This is a genomic window from Siccibacter turicensis LMG 23730 (assembly GCF_000463155.2).
GTDB lineage: Bacteria > Pseudomonadota > Gammaproteobacteria > Enterobacterales > Enterobacteriaceae > Siccibacter > Siccibacter turicensis.
On the sequence record NZ_AWFZ01000028.1, the window covers coordinates 380,222 to 404,649 of the forward strand.

Genomic DNA, 24,428 nt, shown 5'->3' on the forward strand with positions numbered 1-24,428 from the left:
TTGCCGTCCGGCAAGGGGCGTTCATTATCCTCCCCCGCGCTTTTCCCCCTGGTTTACCTGATGTTTATCTCCTCGCGCTGATAATTAGCGTTACACTATTCATGCCATAAATTAACTGCGAGGAAGGGTCATGCGCGTACTGGTTGTTGAGGATAATGCGCTGTTGCGCCACCATCTTAAGGTACAGCTACAGGAGTTGGGCCACCAGGTCGATGCGGCTGAAGATGCCAAAGAGGCCGACTACTTCCTGAATGAGCACACCCCGGATATCGCGATTGTCGACCTTGGGCTGCCGGACGAAGATGGCCTGTCGCTGATCCGCCGCTGGCGTAGCCATGACGTCGGCCTGCCGGTGCTGGTGCTCACCGCCCGCGAAGGGTGGCAGGATAAGGTTGAAGTGCTGAGCGCGGGCGCCGATGACTACGTTACCAAGCCGTTCCATATCGAAGAGGTGATGGCCCGGATGCAGGCCCTGATGCGCCGCAACAGCGGTCTGGCCTCGCAGGTGATCTCCCTGCCGCCGTTCCAGGTGGACCTCTCCCGCCGCGAGTTTTCGGTGAACGAGCAGCTTATCCGGCTGACCGCGTTTGAATACACCATTATCGAAACGCTGATCCGCAACGCCGGTAAAGTGGTGAGCAAAGATTCGCTGATGCTCCAGCTCTACCCGGACGCCGAACTGCGCGAGAGCCACACCATCGATGTGCTGATGGGCCGCCTGCGCAAGAAAATTCAGGCGCTCTACCCGGATGAGGTGATCAACACCGTGCGCGGTCAGGGCTACCGGTTCGATCTGCCAAAATGAAGCGCCTGCTGCGCCACTTCTTCCCCCTCTCCCTGCGGGTTCGCTTTCTGCTGGCGACCGCGGCAGTGGTGCTGGTGCTCTCCCTCGCCTATGGGCTGGTGGCGCTGGTGGGCTACAGCGTCAGCTTCGACAAAACCACCTTCCGCCTGCTGCGCGGCGAGAGCAACCTCTGGTATACCCTGTCGAGCTGGGAAAACGGGCGCATTAAGGTCGACCTGCCCGAGAACATCGACCTGCAAAGCCCGACCATCACGCTTATCTACGATGAAAAGGGTCAGCTGATGTGGTCCCAGCGTAAGGTCCCGTGGCTGGTGAAGGAGATAAAGCGCGACTGGCTCAACACCAACGGTTTCCACGAGCTGGAGGCGAAATACAACACCAGCCGCGAGCTGGTAGGGAATAACTCTCCGGTTCAGGCGCAGCTGAGTGATTTCCACGAAGACGATCGTGATAACGAGATGACCCACTCGGTGGCGGTCAACCTCTACCCTGCGACGCCGCGCATGCCCGCCCTGACCGTGGTGGTGGTGGACACTATTCCGGTTGAGCTTAAGCGCTCCTACCGGGTCTGGGACTGGTTTATCTATGTGCTGATTGCCAACCTGATGCTGGTGGTACCGCTGCTGTGGCTCGCGGCATGGTGGAGCCTGCGTCCGATTGCCGCCCTGGCCGGTGAAGTGCGCGAGCTGGAGGAGCACCACCGTGAGCAGCTTAACCCCGCCACTACCCGCGAGTTAACCAGCCTGGTGCGTAACCTCAACCGGCTGCTGAAGAGCGAGCGCGAGCGCTACGACAAGTACCGCACCACCCTCACCGACCTGACGCACAGCCTCAAAACGCCGCTGGCGGTGCTGCAAAGCACCCTGCGCTCCATGCGCACCAGCAAGCTCAGCGTCGAGCAGGCCGAGCCGGTCATGCTTGAGCAGATAAGCCGCATCTCCCAGCAGATTGGCTACTTCCTTAACCGCGCCAGCATGCGCAGCGGCAGCATGATGATCAGCCGGGAAGTGCACGCCGTGGGGCCGCTGCTGGACAGCCTGACGTCGGCGCTGAACAAGGTCTATCAGCGCAAAGGCGTGGATATCACGCTGGATATCTCCCCGGAGATTATTTTCGTCGGCGAGCAGAACGACTTTATGGAAGTGCTTGGCAACGTGCTGGATAACGCCTGCAAGTACTGCCTGGAGTTCGTTGAGGTCACCGCCCGGCCTGACAACGACGCGCTGATTCTGGTGGTGGAGGACGATGGTCCCGGCGTGCCCGAGAGCAAGCGCGACCTGATGTTCGATCGCGGCCAGCGCGCCGATACGCTGCGTCCCGGCCAGGGCGTCGGGCTGTCGGTGGCGCGCGATATCGTCGCCCAGTACGGCGGACGCATCACCATCGGCGACAGCCCGCTAGGCGGGGCGCGCATGGAGATCGTGTTTAAACGTCAAAACTACTGATCCGGCGTGCATGAATTTTCATGCACGCTGATACTTAAGCTATAACGCGTCGTTTTCCATATCTTCTTCAGAAACCGTTTCGGGCTCAGGCATTATAATTTTCAATTTATCTCGTAATGATTGGTCGAGCGTAGACATCGCTTTTGAATTTTTTGTATCCCAAAAATATTTCCTCGCCTTAATGAAAACAGCACCGAGAGGTATGAACCCTTTATTGTATAACTCTTCAATTTCTGGGCATTTTATTTGCTGCTGAGCAATTGCTTTGATAATTTCAAAAGATTTTAAGTCGCTAATCATAGCAAAACCATTTGATTCATCTTTGGTAATCGTTCTTATTATTACAGAAACACGCTCAATGTCCTCACTATTTAACTCATCTAGTATAAGCAAAAACAACTTAGAATATGCCTCCGCTCCCCTGCCGTTATTTTTACTGATTTTGTAAAGAAAATAACAAAGACGGTCTTGGTTTTTTATAAAATAATGCATTAAGTTTGGCATTTCAGAACTTAGATGCCCACTAGCATTGTTACAAATGCGGAGAATAGCATAAAAAGGGTTAGATAATTTTGTCTTTTCAAGAGTTGTAGTTACTTGAGACATCCTGCTCTTAATTTTTACAATCAGTCGCTTCGCCTGCACCTCATCGATTTCATTAAACATAGCAGGGTTTGTTGACATCAAAGATACCATTAATATTTCGTTATTGTTTCGATGAGCATGTCCTTTAACCAGTTTACTGAGTAGTAATCCCTCAATCTGCGGATTCTCCAACAGTGACAGCGCACAAAGAAATGTTATATAGCAAAAAGACTTATCTTCCATGTATTTGTCATAGAGCTTTGAGATTAACTGAGGATAAGCCTGTGGGTGGATATCACTGATTTCAGCCTTAACAACCCTTACAGATTCGGCAATAATTGTACCCGTAAAGAAATTCTTTTCAGGTATATCCAGCAAAAGTTTATCAATACGTTCACTTGTTTTTAGGGATGCTTTGGAAAGGAATCTATTAACTATCTCAGTAAACACGAATCGCGCGCATTCAGGAGAAGGATTGAAACCGCTTGGATGAGCCGACTTGTGCCGCAACTTCTGAAACATTTTATATATTTCGCCATCTAACTCATCAAAAATTTGATATTTAACTAACTGCTCAACAAGGGGGTTTTCAAAAGCCTGCTGCGAATCTATAAGTTTCTTGATGTTATTATATACCACCTTGGCATCACTGTTGATATCTTTCAGGTGATACAACTTCTCGACAAGATCATCAACCAGTGAATTAAATGTCAGAATTATACAAGCACGATAGGATGATGCATAGTAACATTTAATTGCTTCATTTAAGTTAGGGACGAGCTGTTTATTTTTAACTTGAAGAATTTTTTCTTCGAGATCTGAAAGCTGGGACATTAATTACGCACCTTTTTATGGGAAAACAGATGTGTTTCTGGGTAATCCATTTAAATCCGATTAATATAATACGTTATTTTAAAGAAAAACTTGATACTGTTAACATATAGACATATGCGTGACGCTGATTTGTTCATGTAATAACCAGTTATAGATTGAGGTCAGTCTTAGATCGGCTGTGTGAAAGACAGTAATTCAGTTATAATCCGTTAAACGCCCTTTTCCGGAAATGCTCATGGATTACCACCTGGATTTAAACTGGCCCGACTTTATCGAACGCTACTGGCAAAAACGCCCGGTTGTGTTGAAGCGCGGCTTTAAGAATTTTATCGACCCGATCTCCCCGGACGAACTGGCGGGTCTGGCGATGGAGAGCGAAGTGGACAGCCGCCTGGTGAGCCATCAGGACGGGAAATGGCAGGTCGGCCACGGTCCCTTTGAGAGCTACGATCACCTCGGTGAAACCAACTGGTCGCTGCTGGTGCAGGCCGTTGACCACTGGCATGAGCCGACCGCGGCGCTGATGCGTCCGTTCCGTGCCCTGCCGGACTGGCGCATCGACGATCTGATGATCTCCTTCTCGGTACCGGGCGGCGGCGTTGGCCCGCACCTCGATCAGTATGATGTGTTTATCATCCAGGGTACCGGCCGTCGTCGCTGGCGCGTGGGCGAGAAGGTGGCGATGAAGCAGCACTGCCCGCACCCCGACCTGCTCCAGGTTGAGCCGTTTGAGGGCATCATCGATGAAGAGCTGGAGCCGGGCGATATTCTCTATATTCCGCCAGGCTTCCCGCACGAAGGCTACTCGCTGGAAAACTCGCTCAACTACTCGGTGGGCTTCCGCGCGCCGAGCGGTCGGGAGCTTATCAGCGGCTTTGCCGACTATGTGCTGCAGCGCGAGCTGGGCAGCCACCGCTATGCCGACCCGGACGTGCCGTCGCGCGCGCACCCGGCAGATATTCTGCCGTCGGAGCTGGATAAGCTGCGCGGTATGATGCTGGGCCTGATCAACGATCCGGAGCACTTCAACCAGTGGTTCGGTGAGTTTATCAGCCAGTCGCGGCACGAGCTGGACGTCGCCCCGCCGGAGCCGCCGTATCAGCCGGATGAGATCTATGACGCGCTGAAGCAGGGCGATTCGCTGCTGCGTCTCGGCGGCCTGCGCGTGCTGCGCATCGGCGATGCGGTGTTTGCCAACGGTGAGAAGATTGAGTCGCCGCACCGCCCTGCCCTTGAGGCGCTGGCCAGCAGCATGGCGCTGAACGGCGAGAGCTTCGGCGATGCGCTGGACGACCCGTCGTTCCTCGCCATGCTCGCGGCGCTGGTGAACTGCGGCTACTGGTATTTCGCCGACCAGGACTGATTGATGCAGGCATAAAAAAACCGCGCTCCGGCGCGGTTTTTCGTTTCTGAGCCTTACTGCTCGGCGGTCAGCTCCGCGATGCGCACAATCACCTGCACCGCTTTCTCCATCCCCTCCAGCGTCACGAACTCATGCTTACCGTGGTAGTTGTAACCGCCGGTAAAGATATTCGGGCAGGGTAAGCCTTTGAAGGAGAGCTGCGCCCCGTCGGTGCCGCCGCGAATCGGCTTCATCTGCGGTTCGATGTCGCAGTCGATCATCGCCTGACGGGCAATATCAATGATGTGCGGATGCTGCACCACCTGCTCACGCATGTTGTAGTAGCTGTCCTCGATCACCAGTTCGATATAGCAGTCCGGGTGCAGCCCCTTGCCGACCTTTTTGGCGATATCCATCATAGTACGCTTGCGGGCCTCAAAGTTGTCGCGATCGAAATCGCGGATGATGTAGTGCATCTCGGCGCGGTCGACGTTGCCCTTCATGCTGTGCAGGTGGTAGAAGCCGTCGTACCCGTCGGTGCACTCCGGTGACTCGTTGGCCGGCACTTCAGCATGAATGCGCGCCGCCAGCGACAGGGCGTTAACCATCACCCCTTTGGCGCTGCCGGGGTGCACGTTGTTGCCGACGATTTTGATGGTTACCGACGCGGCGTTGAAGTTCTCATACTCCAGCTCACCTACGCCGCCGCCGTCGATGGTGTAGGCCCACTCGGCGTTAAACGCCTCAACGTCAAAGTTCAGCGCGCCTTTTCCCACCTCTTCATCCGGGGTGAAGGCGACGCGAATATCACCGTGGGGAATGTTTTCCTGTTTCATGACCGCCAGCGCGGTCATGATCTCCGCGACGCCCGCTTTGTCGTCGGCTCCCAGCAGAGTTTTGCCGTCGGTAGTGATAATGGTGTGGCCGGTCAGCTGGTGCAGCACCGGGAACATCACCGGCGAGAGCACTTCGTCACCCACGCCCAGGGCGATGTCGCCGCCGCGGTAGTTCTCGACAATCTGCGGGTTGACGTTTTTCCCGGTGAAGTCCGGGGAGGTATCGACATGGGAAATAAAACCGATGGCCGGCACTTTTTTGGCGATATTTGCAGGCAGCGTGCCCATCACCGTGCCATGCTCGCTAAGGGTAACGTCCACCAGCCCGAGTTCAATAAGCTGGGATTGCAGCAGGCGCAGCAGCGTCCACTGCCCGTCGGTGCTCGGCACCTGTTTCACGCCAGGTCTCGACTGGGTATCCAGCGAGACATAATGTAAGAATCGCTCTAGTAATTTATCCATACAGTCACCCTCTTTTATGTAACAACATTATCAATACGTTATCTAAATAAAATATTGCGTCAGGTCACTTTTAGTCCGCCGCGTCCTGAAATAAAACCGCCGAAAAGGTGACTGTGCACAACATATTGCCCGATCGCCCGTATTGATAACCGTAGCGCATCAATAAATGGTTACAAGGATTGGCGATAATGGTCGTTTGCCGTAGAATGCCTGCCCTTAATCAATGTGCCAGGCCCAAAGGTGGTTCATCACAAACCCCGCATCCGATAAGCCATCCGATGCGTCAGTTACGGGACAGAGTAAAAAAATTGAATACACAACCGCGTTCGCTTTCACCGCTGGTGCAACTGGCGGGGATCGGTAAAAGTTTTGATGGTAAAACGGTTATCGCCGATTTATCCCTGACCATCAACAACGGCGAATTCCTCACTCTCCTTGGCCCTTCCGGCTGCGGCAAAACCACGGTATTACGCCTGATTGCCGGGCTTGAGAATGTCGATGTCGGCACCATCCATCTGGATAATCAGGACATCACCCACGTTTCCGCCGAGCATCGTCACGTTAATACCGTTTTCCAGAGCTACGCCCTGTTTCCGCACATGACGGTCTTTGAAAACGTCGCTTTCGGTCTGCGCATGCAGAAAACCCCGGTGGCGGAGATTGCCCCGCGTGTCAACGACGCGCTGAAAATGGTCCAGCTCGACGCCTTCGCCCAGCGCAAACCGCACCAGCTCTCCGGCGGCCAGCAGCAGCGCGTGGCCATTGCCCGCGCGGTGGTGAATAAACCGCGCCTGCTGCTGCTTGATGAATCCCTGTCAGCGCTGGACTACAAGCTGCGCAAGCAGATGCAGAATGAACTCAAAGCGCTACAGCGTAAGCTTGGCATCACCTTTGTGTTCGTCACCCACGATCAGGAAGAGGCGCTGACCATGTCCGATCGCATCGTGGTGATGCGCGACGGGCGCATTGAGCAGGACGGCACGCCGCGTGAGATCTACGAGGAACCGGCGAACCTGTTCGTCGCCAGCTTTATTGGCGAAATCAATATCTTCGACGCCACGGTCATCGAGCGGATCGACGACGCGCGGGTGCGCGCCAACGTCGAGGGCCGCGAGTGCAACATCTACGTGAATTTCCCGGTAACGCCCGGACAGCGCCTGAAAGTGCTGCTGCGCCCGGAGGATCTGCGCGTCGAGGAGATCAACGACGTCTGCGACGTCGAGGGGCTTATCGGCTACGTGCGCGAGCGCAACTATAAAGGCATGACGCTGGAATCCGTGGTAGAGCTGGAAAATGGCAAGATGGTGATGGTCAGCGAGTTCTTTAACGAGGACGACCCGGACTTCGACCACTCGCTGGACCAGAAAATGGCGGTGACCTGGGTTGAAAGCTGGGAGGTGGTACTCACCGATGAAGAGCTCGCGTAAATTTCAAAACCTGGTGATCGCCACCATCGTGGGCTGGCTGGTGCTGTTCGTCTTTTTGCCGAACCTGATGATCGTCGGCACCAGTTTCCTCACGCGCGATGACACGAACTTCGTCAGCCTGGTGTTTACCCTGGATAACTACGCGCGTCTGCTGGATCCGCTCTACTTCCAGGTGCTGCTGCACTCCCTGAATATGGCGCTGATCGCCACCCTCGCCTGCCTGGTGCTCGGTTACCCGTTCGCCTGGTTTCTGGCGCGCCTGCCGCAGAAAATACGCCCGCTGCTGCTGTTTCTGCTGATTGTGCCCTTCTGGACCAACTCGCTGATCCGCATCTACGGGCTGAAAATTTTTCTCAGCACCAAAGGCTACCTGAACGAGTTCCTGCTCTGGATTGGGGTTATCGACACGCCGATACGCATTATGTACACCCCGTCGGCGGTGATCGTCGGGCTGGTCTACATCCTGCTGCCGTTCATGGTGATGCCGCTCTACTCCAGCATTGAAAAGCTGGAGAAACCGCTGCTGGAGGCGGCGCGGGATCTCGGAGCCAACAAGCTGCAGCGCTTTATTCGCATCATCATTCCGCTGACCATGCCGGGGATTGTTGCCGGCTGTCTGCTGGTGATGCTTCCGGCGATGGGGCTGTTCTTTGTCTCCGACCTGATGGGCGGGGCGAAGAACCTGCTGATCGGCAACGTGATTAAGAGTCAGTTCCTGAACATTCGCGACTGGCCGTTCGGCTCGGCAACCAGCATCACCCTGACGCTGGTGATGGGGCTGATGCTGCTGATTTACTGGCGCGCGGCGCGGCTACTCAACAAAAAGGTGGAGCTGGAATGATCGGACGGCTTCTGCGCGGCGGCTTTATGACCGCCATCTATGCGTATCTCTATATTCCGATCATCATTCTGATCGTGAACTCGTTTAACGGCTCGCGCTTTGGCATCAACTGGCAGGGGTTCACCACCAAATGGTACAGCCTGCTGTTGAACAACGACAGCCTGCTGCAGGCGGCGCGCCACTCCCTGACCATGGCGGTGTTTTCCGCCACCTTCGCGACGCTGATTGGCTCTCTCACCGCGGTGGCGCTCTACCGCTATCGCTTTCGCGGCAAGCCGTTCGTCAGCGGTATGCTGTTTGTGGTGATGATGTCGCCGGATATCGTGATGGCCATTTCGCTGCTGGTGTTGTTTATGCTGCTCGGCATTCAGCTAGGCTTCTGGTCGCTGCTGTTTTCCCACATCACCTTCTGCCTGCCGTTCGTGGTAGTCACCGTCTATTCACGGCTGAAGGGCTTTGACGTACGGATGCTGGAGGCGGCCAAAGATCTGGGCGCCAGCGAAATCACCATTCTGCGCAAAATTATTCTGCCGCTCGCCATGCCGGCGGTGGCCGCGGGCTGGGTGCTGAGCTTCACCCTGTCGATGGATGACGTGGTGGTCTCCTCCTTCGTGACCGGCCCGAGCTATGAAATTTTGCCGCTGAAAATCTACTCGATGGTAAAAGTTGGCGTGTCGCCTGAGGTGAACGCGCTGGCCACGATCCTGCTGCTTCTCTCGCTGGGCCTGGTGCTTGCCAGCCAGCTCATCCTTCGTGATAACACTAAAATCCAGGGGACGTTAAAATGAAAAAATGGTCACGCCACCTGCTTGCTGCCGGCGCGCTCGCGCTTGGCGTCAGCGCGGCCCATGCTGACGACAGCAAAACGCTCTACTTCTACAACTGGACCGAGTACGTGCCGCCGGGCCTGCTGGAGCAGTTCACCAAAGAGACCGGTATCAAGGTGATCTATTCGACCTACGAGTCGAACGAAACCATGTACGCCAAGCTCAAAACCTATAAAGAAGGCGCCTACGATCTGGTTGTGCCGTCCACCTACTTTGTCGATAAGATGCGCAAGGAAGGGATGATTCAGAAGATCGACAAGAGCAAGCTGACCAACTTCCACAATCTCGATCCGGCGATGCTCAACAAGCCGTTCGATCCCAATAACGACTACTCCATTCCCTATATCTGGGGCGCTACCGCCATTGGCGTGAACGGCGAAGAGATCGGCCCGAAAACCATCACCAGCTGGGCCGACCTGTGGAAGCCGGATTATAAAAGCAGCCTGCTGCTGACCGACGACGCGCGCGAAGTGTTCCAGATGGCGCTGCGCAAGCTCGGCTACTCCGGTAACACCACCGATGCGAAAGAGATTGAAGCGGCGTATCACGAACTGCAAGAGCTGATGCCGAACGTGGCGGCCTTCAACTCCGACAACCCGGCTAACCCCTATATGGAAGGGGAAGTGAACCTGGGGATGGTGTGGAACGGTTCGGCGTGGGTCGCGCGCCAGGCCGGTACGCCGCTTGAGGTGGTGTGGCCGAAAGAAGGCGGCATCTTCTGGATGGACAGCCTGGCGATCCCGGCGAACGCGAAGAACGTGGACGGTGCGCTGAAGCTAATCAACTTCCTGCTGCGCCCGGACGTGGCAAAACAGGTCGCGGAAACCATTGGCTATCCGACCCCGAACCTGGAAGCCCGCAAGCTGCTAAGCCCGGAAGTCGCCAACGATAAGTCGCTCTACCCGGATGCGGCAACCATCGAGAAAGGCGAATGGCAGAACGACGTCGGCGACGCCAGCGCCCTTTACGAGTCGTACTATCAGAAGCTGAAAGCGGGACGCTGACGTGATCATCGACCCCACTTCTCACGGAAGTGGGGCAAACCCAACGCTACCCACTGCCTTACCCTCCTCACTTGATGTGCCATTCTCATCTGCAACAAATAACCGTTGCAGCCCATTTAACGCAGGCTGTATGCGCCACGCCCGGAAATGGGCCAGCACAGGGCAACGAATCTGGCCCAGGCTGCCCGTACCGTCTGTTGTTAATACGCACTTCCCAGCCCGTGGATAAAGCGAGGCCTTCAGCAAAGCACCCGCAGTATTATGTAAACGTGTGATAGCGTCAGACCCGTTGCCCGCATTGTCTGAGTCGAATGCTTGCGTTGTACTCGCGGGAGCCGTATTAAAGACCAGATTCTATAATTCAGAATGCCTAAACAAGGTTCCGCTTTGAGGTTTCCGATATGACCACTTTTCATCAACTTACTGCTACCAGCCTGGGTGGCCAGTTAATCTCTATGGCCGATTATGCGGGTAAGCTGGTTCTGGTGGTTAATACGGCAAGCCATTGTGGTTTCACACCACAATATGCAGGCCTTGAAATGCTTTACAAAAAGTATGCCGCCCTGGGGCTGGTCGTGCTTGGTTTCCCCTGCAATCAGTTTGGTAAGCAGGAGCCCGGCGGCACCGACGAAATTGCGCAGACCTGTCACATCAATTACGGTGTGAGCTTCCCGATATTCGAGAAAGTGGAGGTCAACGGTGCCGCTACGCACCCTGTGTTTCGTTATCTGAAAGATGAGTTGCCCGGCATGCTGGGTGGGCGCATCAAGTGGAACTTCACTAAGTTTCTGATCGGACGCGACGGTAAACCGCTCAAGCGTTTTGCACCGCTCACCACCCCGGAGAAAATGGAAGCCGCAATCGTTGTTGCACTTGAAATCTGAGTATTTCTGTCATTCGAACCATTCGCTTTTAGTGAAGTGCTGATGAATTCATTATATCCGTGCGAAGTTAATATCTGCTTTCATCGCCCTTCTCCGGCGGATATCCCTCACCGATATCTGCGCTGATTCTCAGCCTTCACATAAGCCTTCATGAATGTTTATGTGAATAAATGACCAGGAGACAGGATGAAGCGTGAAACCTTGTTCAACTATGCCCGCGATACCTTTAACGCAGAACCCGAATATTTGTGGAGCACGTTTCCTGAGTATGCCGTTCTGCGACATCACGACGGAAAAAAGTGGTTCGCCGTCGTCATGAACGTACCCGGAACTAAGCTTGGCCTTAACACCGATGACGTCATTGATGTCCTGGCGGTCAAGGTCAGGCCGGAGCACAGTGGTTCTTTGCGGAAAAAAGAGGGCATCCTGCCCGCATACCATATGAATAAAGAGCACTGGATAAGCGTAATCCTCGCCGGCCCGTTATCGGATGAAGAAATTTACGATCTGCTGTCGGAAAGCCATGCGCTGACGACGGGCTGATGGGTAAGTCTCAGGCAGAAGATTCACCCGCTCAACCCACCCGTGAATCACAGACGGCCGGTATTCCGGCCGCCTCCAGACAGCGCCAGACGTCATTAAACCTGGGTCAGACCGCCATCCACACAGATTTCTGCGCCGGCGATATAGCTGCTTTCGTCACTCGCAAGGAACAGGGCCACGTTGGCCACCTCTTCCGTTGTGGCCATCCTGGCTAAGGGAATGGTGCTGATTATGCCGTTACGCAGCTCTTCGGATGCCGCCTGCATCATTTCTGTGTCGACGGGGCCTGGCGCCACCACGTTTATGCGAATTCCCCGGGCGGCGAGTTCACCGGTCCACGTGCGGGCAAAAGATCGCAGTGCCGCTTTACTTGCGCCGTAGACGCCGTAGCCGCGGGTGCCAATCACATCGGCAATCGATCCGATCAGGACAACGCTCGTCCCCGCTTTCATTAGCGGAAGCGCTGCCTGAAGCGCAAATAGCGGTGAGCGGACATTCAGGTTGAAAATAGAATCAAAGTGCGCGGGCGTAACGTCGTTAAGCGTCGCGTATTCCGCCATCCCGGCATTAATCACCAGGACATCGATCTGACCGGACTCACCGTTAATCACGTCAATAATACGCGTCAGTTCGCTTAGCTGGCTGACGTCAGCACGTAGCGGCCTGGCGTTGCCGGTGATAGTCTGGCTGGCTGCGTCTAAATCTTCGCTTCGGCGCGAGGTGAACCAGGTGGTTGCGCCTTCACGGGCAAAACGCTGGCTAATCGCAAGGCCAATGCCTTTTGCGCCGCCCAGTACCAGGGCCACTTTATTCTCTAACCTGTTCATCAGTTAACTCCTCTCTGGATGGAAAACCGATGATATAATTTTTATACTTAATAACAATTACGCACTTTGTTTATACCAGGTATCACGGAGTATATCGCTATGTGCCAGATTAATGGTAACGACCTGAAAGAAGTAGGAAAAACCCGACCGGTGCTGGAAAACATCACCAACAAGTGGTCAATTTTGATTCTCACCGTGCTGTGCAGTGAACCCGCGCGCTTCAATGAACTCCGCCGCCGGCTGGATGGAATTACGCATAAAGCCCTGGCAGACGCGCTCAAGCGCCTTGAACGCAACGGGCTGGTGAACCGAAAAGTGCTGCCCACTTCGCCCGTGAGCGTGGAGTACAGTCTGACGCCGCTGGCGAAGACGCTACAGGAGCCGTTCAGCGCGCTCTACGACTGGGCGCTGAAACACGGGCCGCAAGTGGTCCAGGCCCAGCAGGAGTACGATGCCCGGCAAATGGAAGACGTTTGCTGAATTTTTCTTATACTTATGCGCGTCTGTCAGCCATTCAGGAGAGGATGACTGATTTTTTAACCGATCCGCCAATGCCCGGTTGTTGGCAGAAGATAAGGGGAAAGCATGCCTTTTTTAGTTGGTGAGTTATCTGGCGCTCCGGCATGGGTGCCTGCTGTATTGCTCGTCACCCTCTCGCTCGCGGTGGGTTTTCTCGCGAGGTTTATCCTTCTGCAATTTATCCGTTACTGGCAGAGCCGTGACAGAAAGCTGTTCAAGTCGCTAGAGAAACACCTTCGTGGATCGATGTTTCTTTTTATCCCCCTGCTGTCGATCCGCATCGGGGTTAACTATGTCCACATCCAGCCTCAGTCGCTGACCTTTATTACCACCACGATCAATATCTTTATTATCCTGTCATTCTGTTCGGTGCTGGTGCGGTTGATTAACGTCGCGCAGGATATGCTTTTCATACGCTATGACATTAATATTTCGAACAATCTTCGCGCCCGCAAAATTCGCACGCAGATAATGTATGTCAGGAAAGTGGCTATCGTCATACTGGTGATGCTCTGCCTGTCGCTGATTTTACTCAGTTTCCCTGCGGTTCGAAAATTCGGTACCACTATCCTGGCCGGTGCCGGGGTGGCAGGGATCATCATTGGTTTTGCGCTTCAGAAGTCGCTCGTCAATCTGTTTGCCGGCATTCAGATCGCCTTTACCCAACCCATCAAAATCGATGATGCGGTGGTGGTGGAAAAAGAGTGGGGCTGGATTGAGGAGATCAACCTGACGTATGTGGTGGTGCGACTCTGGGACCTGCGCCGGCTGGTGTTGCCGATTACCTATTTCACCGAAAATCCCTTCCAGAACTGGACCCGAAACAATGCGCAAATTCTGGGTACCGTTTTTCTCTACGTGGATTACTCCATGCCCTTGCAGCCCCTTCGCGAGCATTTTGAAAAAGTGCTCAGTGAAACCAAACTCTGGGATCAGGAAACCCAGGTGCTGCAGGTGACCGATACCACTGAAAAAACCATGACCATCAGGCTGCTGATGACGGCGCAGAACTCCCCTACCGCCTTCGATCTTCGCTGCTACGTGCGGGAACGCATGATCGAATTTATCCAGCAAAACTATCCGCAGAGCCTTCCTCAGGTACGGGCGACCCTGAGCGCCCCCGTTGTCGCCGGGGCGGAGGAGTGATTGTTATACCGGGTCGCTAAGCGAGCGGCCCGCCGCAAAAAAAAGGGCCGCCGGCATTTCGCGGCAGCCCTTTTTATAAAGCGCTGTTGTTTACGTCCCACCGCGCGGCACTCTCGCATGCCGCGGTGAGGTGCGCCAGTTACAGCCCTTTCAGCACCCGGTCGACATACTCCGGCACGACGCTGCTGGCCAGCCCGTAGTGCTTTTCATCGAATTCGCTGTTGACCTGGCTCGGCTCAAGGTTCAGCTCCACGGTGTGCGCGCCCTGCAGTTTGGCTTCGTGGACAAACCCGGCGGCGGGATAGACATGCCCCGAGGTACCGATGGCGATAAACACGTCGGCCATGGCAATGGCGTTGTAGATTTCGTCCATCCCAAGCGGCATCTCGCCGAACCACACCACGTGCGGGCGTAGCGGCTGCGGGAACTGGCAACAGTGGCACTTGTCTTCCGGCGTGATGTCGCCGGTCCACTCAATCACCTGCCCGCTCCAGTCGCAGCGGACTTTCAGCAGCTCACCGTGCATATGGATGATGTTTTTGGTGCCGGCGCGTTCGTGCAGGTTGTCGATGTTCTGGGTCACCAGCAAAAAGCGGTCGCCCAGTTCGGCCTCCAGCTGCGCCAGCGCGTAGTGCGCGGCGTTAGGCACGATCTCGGCCTGCTGCAGCTGACGGCGGCGGGCGTTATAAAACGCCTGTACCAGCTGCGGGTTACGCGAAAAGCCTTCCGGGGTTGCCACGTCTTCCACGCGGTGCTCTTCCCACAGGCCATCCGCAGCGCGAAAGGTTCTGATACCGGACTCCGCGGAGATCCCCGCGCCGGTAAGGACTACGACTCTGGGTTTTTCCATCACTTCTGATACCACCGTGTCTCTGAAAAAAATACGCTGACGCAGACGATCGTGAAGCCTGCGTTTGTTCTTTTTGAAACGGATCAGACGGTGCGAACGACGCGATTGCATATCTACCTCAGTCTTATTCGGTCAGATGGAGGAACGCCGCACCGCGCATTCCTCCGGCATCACCGTGACGCGCCCGCGCAATACGCGGAACTTTCGCCACCGGCAGTAATGAGTGTGGCAAACGCTGGGGTAAAGCTTCAAACAGAAAATCAAAATGCGATAGCCCGCCGCCGATCACCACCAGGTGCGGGTCAAGCAGGGTCAGGATGTTACCAAGGCAGATCGCCAGCACGTCGAGCCAGCGTTCGATGAATGCCCTGGCGCGCGGCTCGCCGGCCTGCCACAGGGCAATAATCTGCGGCGCCGTCAGGGACTGCTGGTAATAATGCTGCCACAGCCAGGCAACGCCCGGCCCGGAGAGATACCCCTCGATGCAGCCACGCTGCCCGCAGCCGCACGGGCGTAAGGGGGTGTCGCGGCCCAGCGCCTCAAGCGCATCCACCGGTAAACGGGTGTGGCCGAACTCACCGGTAATATAGCTGCGTCCGGTGACGGATTTACCGTTCACCACCAGCCCGCCGCCCACGCCGGTGCCGAGGATCAGCCCCATGACCACCGGCAGATGGCGGAACTCGTCATCCCAGGCTTCGGAGAGGGTAAAGCAGTTGGCGTCGTTATCGACCCGCACCTCGCGCCCGAGCAGGTCGCTGAGATCGGCGGTGAAGGGTTTACCGCTGGCGGCAGGCAGATTGGCGGCGTAGAGCGTGCCGTCATCGGTCTGCGGCATACCCGGGATGCCAACGCCAACGCTGCCCGGCTCACCCGTGCGGCGGTCGGCCTCGGCCACCAGCCCGGCAATGGCGTTGAGAAAGGCGTGATAGTCGTCGTGGGGCGTGGCGATGCGCTGCTGCCACTGTAAACGGCGCCCGGCGTCATACACGCCAAGCGCAATTTTACTCCCGCCGATGTCGAAGCCGTAGTACATCGCCACTCCTGTCCTTTACTGCCCGCCGCTCAGCACCCGCGCCGGATCGATACGGCTGGCGCGCCGCGCCGGATACCAGCTCGCCAGCAGGCTCAGCACCAGGGCGGTCAGCAGTACGTAAACCACATCCAGCCAGTGCAGCTCGGACGGCAGGAAATCGATAAAGTAGATGTCCCCGGAGAGGAACTGGTGCCCGGTGGCGGTCTGGATAGCGCTGATAATCGCCGTCAGGTTCCACGAGGCCAGCACGCCGATAATCACCCCGGTCACGCTGCCCAGCAGCCCGGCCAGCAGACCGTACCAGACGAAAATCGCGCGGATCAGACCATCTTTGGCCCCGAGGGTGCGCAGCACCGCGATATCGCTGCTCTTATCTTTTACCGCCATCACCAGCGTGGAGACGATATTGAAGCAGGCTACGCCAATCACCAGCACCATTGCCAGATACATAATGGCGCGGATCATCTGAATATCGCGATACATATAGCCGTAGGTGCCGATCCAGCTCTTGATGTACACGTAGGCATCGGTCACTTCGCCCGCGTCGCGCACCAGCTTGTTGGCGTTAAATACATCCTGCACTTTAATAGCGATACCGGTGACGCTGCCGCCAAGCTCCAGATACTGCTGGGCATCGGCCAACGGCACCATGGCGAAGCTGTGATCAAGCTGGCCGCTGAGCTGCAGAATGCCGGTCACGTGCAGGCGCACGCGCTTAGGCTGGAGCAGCTTGTGGTCGGCGTTGGCGTTGGGGATCATGATGGAGATCCAGTCCCCCTGCTTCACCTTCAGCGCGTCGGCCACGCCTTTACCGATGATAATCTGCTGCTCGCCCGGCCTGAAGCTGGCCCAGGCGTTGTTCTGGACAAACGACGGCAGCGCGCTCAGGCGACTCTCCTGAGCCGGATCGACGCCCTTAACCTGAATCGCCCTCAGGTTAACGCCGCTCTCCACCAGCCCGGTAAAGTTTACGTAGGGGGCGGCGGCCTCAATACCCTTCACCTTTTCCACCCGGCTCAGGACGTCCTGCCAGCCGGTAAAGGGCTGGTTCACCGGTTCAATCTGCCCGTGCGGCACCACGGCCAGGATACGGTTGTTCAGCTCGCGCTCAAACCCGTTCATCGCGCTCAGGCCGACAATCAGCACCGCCACGCCCAACGCAATGCCGATGGTGGAGATCACCGAGATAAGCGACACCATGCCGCTGCGCCGACGCCCGCGGCTAAAGCGCAGGCCAATCAGAAGAGAGAGCGGAGACGCCATTACTGCGCCCCCATCAGGGTCAGTTCAGGATTGAGGTGGCCGTCGCGCATCTCCAGCTGACGGTGCATCCGCTTCGCCAGCTGCAGGTCGTGGGTCACCACCAGAAACGCGGTGCCCTGGGTGCGGTTCAGCTCGCCGAGCAGTTCGAAAATGCTGTCGGCATTGCGGGCATCAAGGTTACCGGTAGGCTCATCCGCCAGCACCAGTCGCGGATTGTTGACCAGCGCACGGGCGATGGCCACGCGCTGACGCTCGCCGCCGGAGAGCTCAGAAGGACGGTGATTGCTGCGGTGATCCAGCCCGACCGCGCGCAGCATCTCGATGGCTCGCTCCTGCGGCTGCTTGTGCTTGCCGATGAGCAGCGGCATCGCCACGTTTTCCAGCGCGGTAAAGTCCGGCAGCAGGTGGTGGAACTGGTAGATAAACCCCAGCTCGCGGTTGCGCAGCTCGGCTTTCGCCGCCGCCGACATGCCGCTCATCGCCTTGCCGTTAAAAATCACATCGCCCGAGGTGGGCGTATCCAGGCCGCCAAGCAGATGCAGCAGGGTACTTTTCCCTGAGCCGGAGCTGCCGACAATCGCCATCATTTCGCCGGGGGCTACGCTGAAGCTGACGTTGTGCAATACGTCGGTCTGCACCTTACCTTCCTGGTAGCGTTTGCACAGGTTATCGCACTGTAACAGCACAGAATTACTCATAACGTAAAGCCTCAGCGGGTTGGGTGGCGGCAGCGCGCCATGACGGGTAAAGCGTGGACAACAGGGCAATGGCCATCGCTGCCAGGGCGATCCCCACTACCTGCAAAGGTTCAATGGCGACCGGCAGCGCCGCGCCGTCGAGCAGAGCGCCGATAATCGGCATCAGGTTATTAAGCTGGCTGGCCAGCAGTGCGCCCAGCACGGCACCCAGCAGCGCGCCGACGATCCCGGCGCTGGCCCCCTGAATCATAAACACCGCCATGATCTGGCGACGATTAAGCCCCTGGGTTTGCAGAATGGCGACTTCGCCCTGCTTCTCCATCACCATCAGCCCGAGCGAGGTGATGATGTTAAACGCGGCGACGGCGATGATGAGGCTCAGCAGCAGGCCCATCATGTTCTTTTCCATGCGCACGGCCTGGAACAGCTCGCCTTTGCGCTCGCGCCAGTCCTTCCACACCATCCCCTCCGGCATGGTTTGCTGCGCCAGTTCGTCCACTTTCAGCGGCTCGTTCAGCCACAGACGCCAGCCGGTGATGTTGCCCGCCGGGTAACGCATCAGGCGCGAGGCGTCCTGAATGTTGACCAGCATCTGGTAGCCGTCCACTTCGCTGTTGGCGGCAAAGGTGCCGGCCACGGTAAACAGACGCTGGCTCGGCAGGCGGCCCATCGGCGTAAACTGGCTGGCAGACGGCACCATAACGCGGATTTGATCCCCGCGATTGACGCCGAGCTGGCCCGCAAGCTGCTCTCCGAGGATCACGTTGTACTTGCCGGGAGCCAGCACGTCCTGCTTCACGTTGGAGAGATACGCCGAGAGCGGATCGCGCTCGGCCGGGTCAATACCGAGCATCACCCCTACCGAGACGTTGCGCGCGCTTTGCAGCACCACATCGCCGGTGGTCAGCGGCGCCACGCGGCTGACGCCCTGGAGATGAAGCGCGCTGGCAGGATGCTGTTGCGGATTAACGGAGCCGGATGGCGTGGTGATGAGCGCCTGAGGCATCAGGCCGAGAATATTGTTTTGCAGTTCACGCTCAAAGCCGTTCATCACCGACAGGACGGTGACCAGCGCCAGCACGCCAAGCGTGATGCCAATGGTGGAAAGCCATGAAACGAAACGACCGAAGCGGTCTGCTGCGCGGCCCCGCATGTAGCGTAAGCCAATGAATAAAGCGACAGGTTGGTACATGAAAGTCGTCTTGAACCTTGTGCAAAGTGACTGGCAAGTATATAAGCGTAACCGGATTAAGTAAATGAAACACAACGCCTTTTAATTCGCCGCCCGGCCCGGAAAAACCCGAAAAATCAACCCAATAACCATCCTTTCCCCCTGTGCGAAGGCATAGTCCAGGAACTGTCCGACAGCCTGCGGTTTATCCTGAAATGGCCCGATCTGGGCAAATGCAGACTGATTCTGATGACCTGAAGCACCTGAGCCGCCAGGCTATACGCTATATCTTTCTTTTAAAATGGGCGTGTGCTTTGGCATGAAACAGAAGCAGCTGTGGATCAATCAAATCAAAGGAATGTGTATTTGCCTGGTCGTTATCTACCACTCGGTGATTACGTTTTACCCTAACCTGACCGGCCTTGATAATCATCTGGCGGTGCTGGTGTCCAAAGCCTGGGTCTATTTCAATCTCTATCTGGCACCCTTCCGTATGCCGGTCTTCTTTTTTATCTCCGGATACCTGATTCGCCGCTACATCAGCGATGTGCCGTGGAAGCAGTGCCTGGATAAACGCGTGCTGAGCATTCTCTATGTGCTGGTCCTGTGGGGCGCGGTGCAGTGGCTGGGGCTACGCCAGCTTAACGAGTGGCTCGCCCCGGAGCGCGACATCAGCGACATCAGCAACGCTGCCTACGCCGAATCGCTGGGCGAGTTCCTGTATGGCATGATCACCGCCAGCACCAGCCTGTGGTACCTCTACGCGCTCATCGTCTACTTTGTGATTTTCAAAGCGTTCTACCGCTTCCGCGTGGCGCTGTTCGTGGTGCTGGTCGGCCTGAGCATTATCATTAACTTCCTGCCGACGCCGTGGTGGGGATTGAACAGCGTGATCCGCAATATGCCGTATTACAGTCTGGGCGCCTTCTTTGGCGGGCCGCTTATCGACAGCATCAAGGCCTGGCGTCCGCGTCGCCTGCCGATTTTCGCCCTGCTGGTGGTGGCCTCGGTACCGTTCTACTTCCTCAACGTGCCGCTGTTTATCTCCCTGCTGTCGATTGTGGCGATAATGAAGCTGTTCTATCTCTACGAACAGTGGCGCGGCGCCAATGAGAACTCGCTGTTCAACGTGATTGGCTCCAACACCATCGCGGTCTACACCACCCACCGCATTCTGATTGAAGCGATGAGCCTGGTGCTGGTGGCGCAGATCAACCGCGACGCGTTCAGCGATACGCTCCTGCTGGCGCTGCTGCTGGTCTATCCGTTTATCAGCCTGGCGCTCTGTACGCTGGTGGGACTGGGAGTGCGCAAGTTCTCCACTCTGTTTGTCAACGATGCGCTGTTCTCTCCCCCAAAGCCGCTGATGGTAAATTCCGACGCGCGCTAACCGGATGCCCCGCGCTCGCGGGGCTCACTTTCATTATTCCCGCTACACTGTTGCCGTTATTGCTTTCTGATTTGCTAATGTAAGGCGATGACGGATAATAATGGGCACGCTGCTTTTCGAGCATCGCACGCGCACCGTTACGCGAACCAACAAGCGAGAACCTGACATCCTCTATGCCTGAACAATATCGTTATTCCCTGCCTGTAAAAGCAGGCGACGTCCGCCAGCTGGGAGAACTGACTGGCGCGGCCTGCGCGACGGAAGTAGCCGAGATCGCCGAACGCCATACCGGGCCGGTGGTGCTTATCGCCCCGGATATGCAAAACGCCCTGCGCCTGCACGACGAAATCCAGCAGTTTACCGACAGCCTGGTGATGAACCTGGCGGACTGGGAAACGCTGCCCTACGACAGCTTCTCCCCGCATCAGGAGATCATCTCCTCGCGGCTCTCGACGCTCTACCAGCTGCCCTCGATGCAGCGCGGCGTGCTGATCATGCCGGTAAATACCCTGATGCAGCGCGTCTGCCCGCACAGCTTCCTGCACGGGCATGCGCTGGTGATGAAAAAGGGGCAGCGCCTCTCCCGCGATGGGCTGCGCGAGCAGCTTGACGGCGCGGGATACCGTCATGTCGATCAGGTAATGGCCCACGGGGAGTACGCCACGCGCGGCGCGCTGCTCGATCTCTACCCGATGGGCAGCGAGCAGCCCTACCGCATCGACTTTTTTGATGATGAGATCGACAGCCTGCGCCTGTTTGATGTCGACAGCCAGCGCACGCTGGAGGAAGTCGAGGCGATCAACCTGCTGCCAGCACACGAGTTTCCCACTGACAAAGCGGCCATTGAGCTGTTCCGCAGCCAGTGGCGCGACCGCTTCGAGGTTAAGCGCGACGCGGAGCACATCTATCAGCAGGTCAGCAAAGGGACGCTGCCCGCCGGGATTGAGTACTGGCAGCCGCTGTTCTTTACCGAGCCGCTCCCTGCCCTGTTCAGCTATCTGCCGAAGAACACCCTGATCCTCAGCACCGGCGCGCTGGAAGCCAGCGCGGAACGTTTCCAGAGCGATGCCCAGGCGCGCTATGAAAACCGCGGCGTGGACCCGATGCGCCCGCTTCTGCCGCCGGAGATGCTGTGGCTGCGCACCGACGAGCTGTTTGCCGAACTTAAAAAATGGCCGCGTATGCAGCTCGCCGGTGAGACGCTGGCGGCCAAAAGCGCCCATACCAATCTTGGCTACCAGGCCCTGCCGGATATCGCGGTGCAGGCCCAGCAAAAATCCCCCCTCGACGCCCTGCGCCAGTTCCTGGAGTCGTTTACCGGCCCGGTGGTGTTCTCGGTGGAGAGCGAGGGGCGCCGCGAAGCGCTGGGCGAACTGCTGGCGCGCATTAAGGTGGCACCGAAGCGCATCTACCGTCTTGATGAGGCGCAGGAGAGCGGGCGCTATCTGATTATCGGCGCGGCCGAGCGCGGCTATGTCGATACCCTGCGCAACCGGGCGCTGATCTGCGAGGGCGATCTACTGGGTGAGCGTGTGACGCGCCGCCGTCAGGACAGCCGCCGGACCATCAACCCCGATACCCTGATCCGCAACCTCGCGGAGCTGCACCCCGGCCAGCCGGTGGTGCATCTGGAGCACGGGGTCGGACGCTACGCCGGGCTGACCACCCTTGAAGCGGGCGGCATCACCGCCGAGTACCTGATGCTGACCTACGCCAACGACGCGAAGCTCTACGTGCCGGTCTCTTCCCTGCATCTGATCAGCCGCTACGCCGGCGGTGCGGAAGATAACGCCCCGCTGCACAAGCTTGGCAGCGATGCCTGGTCACGGGCGCGCCAGAAGGCGGCGGAAAAAGTGCGCGATGTGGCGGCTGAACTGCTGGATATCTATGCCCAGCGCGCCGCCAAAGTGGGCTTTGCCTTTAAGCATGATAAAGAGCAGTACCGTCTGTTCTGCGAGGGCTTCCCGTTCGAAACCACTCCCGATCAGGCGCAGGCGATCAACGCCGTGCTGAGCGACATGTGCCAGCCGCTGGCGATGGATCGTCTGGTGTGTGGCGATGTGGGCTTCGGCAAAACCGAAGTGGCGATGCGCGCGGCGTTTCTGGCCGTGGAGAACAACAAGCAGGTCGCGGTGCTGGTGCCGACCACCCTGCTGGCGCAGCAGCACTTCGACAATTTCCGCGACCGCTTCGCCAACTGGCCGGTGCGCATTGAGCTGCTGTCGCGTTTTCGCAGTGCCAAAGAGCAGGCCGACGTGCTGGCGCAGGCCGCCGAGGGCAAAGTCGATATTCTTATCGGCACCCATAAGCTGCTGCAAAGCGACGTGAAGATGAAGGATCTGGGACTGCTGATCGTCGATGAAGAGCACCGTTTCGGAGTGCGTCACAAAGAGCGCATCAAAGCGATGCGTGCCGACGTCGATATTCTCACCCTCACCGCCACGCCGATCCCGCGTACCCTTAACATGGCGATGAGCGGCATGCGCGATCTGTCGATTATCGCTACGCCGCCTGCACGCCGTCTGGCGGTGAAAACCTTCGTGCGCGAGTACGACAACATGGTGGTGCGCGAAGCGATGCTGCGTGAAATTCTGCGCGGCGGCCAGGTGTACTACCTGTACAACGACGTGGAGAACATCCAGAAAGCGGCGGAGCGTCTGGCAACGCTGGTGCCGGAGGCGCGCATCGCCGTCGGTCACGGGCAGATGCGCGAGCGCGAGCTTGAGCGGGTGATGAACGACTTCCATCATCAGCGTTTCAACGTGCTGGTGTGTACCACCATCATTGAAACCGGGATCGACATCCCCACCGCCAATACCATTATTATCGAACGCGCTGACCACTTCGGGCTGGCGCAGCTTCACCAGCTGCGCGGTCGCGTCGGACGCTCGCATCATCAGGCCTATGCCTGGCTGCTGACGCCGCCGCCGAAGGCGATGACCGCCGATGCGAAGAAGCGTCTGGAAGCCATCGCCTCGCTGGAAGACCTGGGGGCGGGCTTTGCGCTGGCGACGCACGATCTGGAGATCCGCGGGGCCGGTGAACTGCTGGGTGAAGACCAGAGCGGGCAGATGGAGACGATTGGTTTCTCGCTCTATATGGAACTGCTTGAGAACGCGGTCGATGCCCTGAAAGCGGGGCGCGAGCCGTCGCTTGAGGATCTCACCAGCAGCCAGACCGAAGTGGAGCTGCGCATGCCTGCCCTGCTGCCGGAAGCGTTCATTCCTGACGTCAACACGCGTCTGTCGTTCTACAAGCGCATCGCCAGCGCCAAAAAACCGCAGGAGCTGGAGGAGCTGAAGGTTGAGCTGATTGACCGCTTCGGTCTGCTGCCCGACCCGGCGCGCAACCTGATGGATATTGCCCATCTGCGGTTGCAGGCCCAGCAGCTTGGGGTGCGTAAAATCGAGGGGAATGAGAAAGGCGGCATCATTGAGTTCGCCGAGAAGAACCATGTCGATCCGGTATGGCTTATCGGTCTGCTGCAAAAGCAGCCGCAGCATTTCCGCCTCGATGGCCCTACCCGCCTGCGCTTTATGGAAGATCTCAGCGAGCGCAAAACCCGCATGGAGTGGGTGCGTAACTTTATGAACCAGCTGGCGGAGAACCGCGCCGCCTGATGGTCACGCCACCCGCGCCCGCGGGTGGCTTTCGCTAATCTTTACAAAATATTTCAAAGCGCAGGCACTTCCC

Annotated in this window: 21 protein-coding genes; 13 read left to right on the forward strand and 8 right to left on the reverse strand. The window is 57.2% G+C overall.

Translation table 11 applies throughout. From position 1 onward, the window contains the following. Positions 1-130: 130 nt before the first annotated feature. Both phoP and phoQ read left to right on the forward strand, forming a co-directional pair. Entirely contained in the window at positions 131-805 is a 675-nt protein-coding gene (gene phoP / locus DW58_RS06200; RefSeq protein ID WP_024550562.1) for a two-component system response regulator PhoP, read from the forward strand. Then, positions 802-2,250 (forward strand): two-component system sensor histidine kinase PhoQ, encoded by a 1,449-nt coding sequence (gene phoQ / locus DW58_RS06205; protein WP_024562434.1) that lies wholly within the window; start codon positions 802-804, stop codon positions 2,248-2,250. Before phoP ends, phoQ begins: the two co-directional genes overlap by 4 nt. A 39-nt stretch (positions 2,251-2,289) precedes the next feature. Here phoQ and DW58_RS06210 read toward each other — a convergent pair whose 3' ends face one another. Continuing rightward, positions 2,290-3,669: a hypothetical protein gene (locus DW58_RS06210; protein ID WP_024548529.1), complete on the reverse strand. Its 1,380-nt coding sequence runs from the start codon at positions 3,667-3,669 to the stop codon at positions 2,290-2,292. Positions 3,670-3,904: 235 nt separating this feature from the next. Between DW58_RS06210 and DW58_RS06215 the strand changes: the two genes are divergently transcribed. Next, a complete protein-coding gene (locus DW58_RS06215; protein ID WP_024548530.1) occupies positions 3,905-5,032 on the forward strand; it encodes a ribosomal protein uL16 3-hydroxylase in 1,128 nt (375 codons plus the stop codon). Between the two features lie 53 nt (positions 5,033-5,085). Here the strand turns inward: DW58_RS06215 and pepT are convergent, their stop codons facing one another. Further along, the gene (gene pepT, locus DW58_RS06220; protein ID WP_024548531.1) at positions 5,086-6,309 is read right to left on the reverse strand and encodes a peptidase T; all 1,224 of its coding nucleotides are present in this window, start codon (positions 6,307-6,309) and stop codon (positions 5,086-5,088) included. 278 nt (positions 6,310-6,587) lie between these two features. On the opposite strand from pepT, the gene potA reads away from it, so the two are divergent. From potA to DW58_RS06250, 6 genes are all read left to right on the forward strand, one after another. Further along, positions 6,588-7,736: a spermidine/putrescine ABC transporter ATP-binding protein PotA gene (gene potA / locus DW58_RS06225; protein ID WP_029696415.1), complete on the forward strand. Its 1,149-nt coding sequence runs from the start codon at positions 6,588-6,590 to the stop codon at positions 7,734-7,736. Beyond that, positions 7,720-8,577 carry a spermidine/putrescine ABC transporter permease PotB gene (gene potB, locus DW58_RS06230; protein WP_024548533.1) on the forward strand — a complete coding sequence of 286 codons (858 nt, stop codon included), beginning with the start codon at positions 7,720-7,722 and terminating at the stop codon, positions 8,575-8,577. The genes potA and potB overlap by 17 nt, the downstream gene beginning before the upstream one ends. Further along, entirely contained in the window at positions 8,574-9,365 is a 792-nt protein-coding gene (gene potC / locus DW58_RS06235) for a spermidine/putrescine ABC transporter permease PotC (RefSeq protein ID WP_024548534.1), read from the forward strand. The genes potB and potC overlap by 4 nt, the downstream gene beginning before the upstream one ends. Further along, positions 9,362-10,408: a spermidine/putrescine ABC transporter substrate-binding protein PotD gene (gene potD / locus DW58_RS06240; RefSeq protein WP_024548535.1), complete on the forward strand. Its 1,047-nt coding sequence runs from the start codon at positions 9,362-9,364 to the stop codon at positions 10,406-10,408. The genes potC and potD overlap by 4 nt, the downstream gene beginning before the upstream one ends. A 401-nt stretch (positions 10,409-10,809) precedes the next feature. Then, positions 10,810-11,292: a glutathione peroxidase gene (locus DW58_RS06245; protein ID WP_024548536.1), complete on the forward strand. Its 483-nt coding sequence runs from the start codon at positions 10,810-10,812 to the stop codon at positions 11,290-11,292. A gap of 186 nt (positions 11,293-11,478) precedes the next feature. After that, the gene (locus tag DW58_RS06250; protein ID WP_024548537.1) at positions 11,479-11,835 is read left to right on the forward strand and encodes an MmcQ/YjbR family DNA-binding protein; all 357 of its coding nucleotides are present in this window, start codon (positions 11,479-11,481) and stop codon (positions 11,833-11,835) included. Between the two features lie 95 nt (positions 11,836-11,930). On the opposite strand, the gene DW58_RS06255 is transcribed toward DW58_RS06250, so the two are convergent. Further along, positions 11,931-12,662, reverse strand: coding sequence for an SDR family NAD(P)-dependent oxidoreductase (locus DW58_RS06255; RefSeq protein ID WP_024548538.1), 732 nt, complete (start codon positions 12,660-12,662; stop codon positions 11,931-11,933). A 99-nt stretch (positions 12,663-12,761) separates the two neighbouring features. Between DW58_RS06255 and DW58_RS06260 the strand changes: the two genes are divergently transcribed. Both DW58_RS06260 and DW58_RS06265 read left to right on the forward strand, forming a co-directional pair. Next, entirely contained in the window at positions 12,762-13,142 is a 381-nt protein-coding gene (locus DW58_RS06260) for a winged helix-turn-helix transcriptional regulator (protein ID WP_024548539.1), read from the forward strand. Between the two features lie 105 nt (positions 13,143-13,247). Next, positions 13,248-14,327 carry a mechanosensitive ion channel family protein gene (locus DW58_RS06265; protein ID WP_024548540.1) on the forward strand — a complete coding sequence of 360 codons (1,080 nt, stop codon included), beginning with the start codon at positions 13,248-13,250 and terminating at the stop codon, positions 14,325-14,327. A gap of 139 nt (positions 14,328-14,466) precedes the next feature. On the opposite strand, the gene cobB is transcribed toward DW58_RS06265, so the two are convergent. The 5 genes from cobB to lolC are packed head-to-tail and all read right to left on the reverse strand — an operon-like array spanning position 14,467 to position 19,366. Next, positions 14,467-15,288, reverse strand: coding sequence for a Sir2 family NAD+-dependent deacetylase (cobB, locus tag DW58_RS06270; RefSeq protein WP_024548541.1), 822 nt, complete (start codon positions 15,286-15,288; stop codon positions 14,467-14,469). A 13-nt stretch (positions 15,289-15,301) separates the two neighbouring features. Then, positions 15,302-16,213, reverse strand: coding sequence for an N-acetylglucosamine kinase (gene nagK / locus DW58_RS06275; RefSeq protein ID WP_024548542.1), 912 nt, complete (start codon positions 16,211-16,213; stop codon positions 15,302-15,304). Between the two features lie 15 nt (positions 16,214-16,228). Further along, positions 16,229-17,476, reverse strand: coding sequence for a lipoprotein-releasing ABC transporter permease subunit LolE (gene lolE / locus DW58_RS06280; RefSeq protein WP_024548543.1), 1,248 nt, complete (start codon positions 17,474-17,476; stop codon positions 16,229-16,231). After that, positions 17,476-18,174: a lipoprotein-releasing ABC transporter ATP-binding protein LolD gene (lolD, locus tag DW58_RS06285; protein ID WP_024548544.1), complete on the reverse strand. Its 699-nt coding sequence runs from the start codon at positions 18,172-18,174 to the stop codon at positions 17,476-17,478. The genes lolE and lolD overlap by 1 nt, the downstream gene beginning before the upstream one ends. Then, a complete protein-coding gene (lolC, locus tag DW58_RS06290) occupies positions 18,167-19,366 on the reverse strand; it encodes a lipoprotein-releasing ABC transporter permease subunit LolC (RefSeq protein WP_024548545.1) in 1,200 nt (399 codons plus the stop codon). Before lolC ends, lolD begins: the two co-directional genes overlap by 8 nt. 298 nt (positions 19,367-19,664) lie before the next feature. Here lolC and DW58_RS06295 point away from each other — a divergent pair, with 298 nt between their 5' ends. After that, positions 19,665-20,735 carry an acyltransferase family protein gene (locus DW58_RS06295; RefSeq protein ID WP_024548546.1) on the forward strand — a complete coding sequence of 357 codons (1,071 nt, stop codon included), beginning with the start codon at positions 19,665-19,667 and terminating at the stop codon, positions 20,733-20,735. 173 nt (positions 20,736-20,908) lie between these two features. Then, positions 20,909-24,355, forward strand: a complete 3,447-nt coding sequence (mfd, locus tag DW58_RS06300) for a transcription-repair coupling factor (RefSeq protein ID WP_024548547.1) — start codon at positions 20,909-20,911, stop codon at positions 24,353-24,355. The last annotated feature ends 73 nt before the right edge of the window (positions 24,356-24,428 follow it).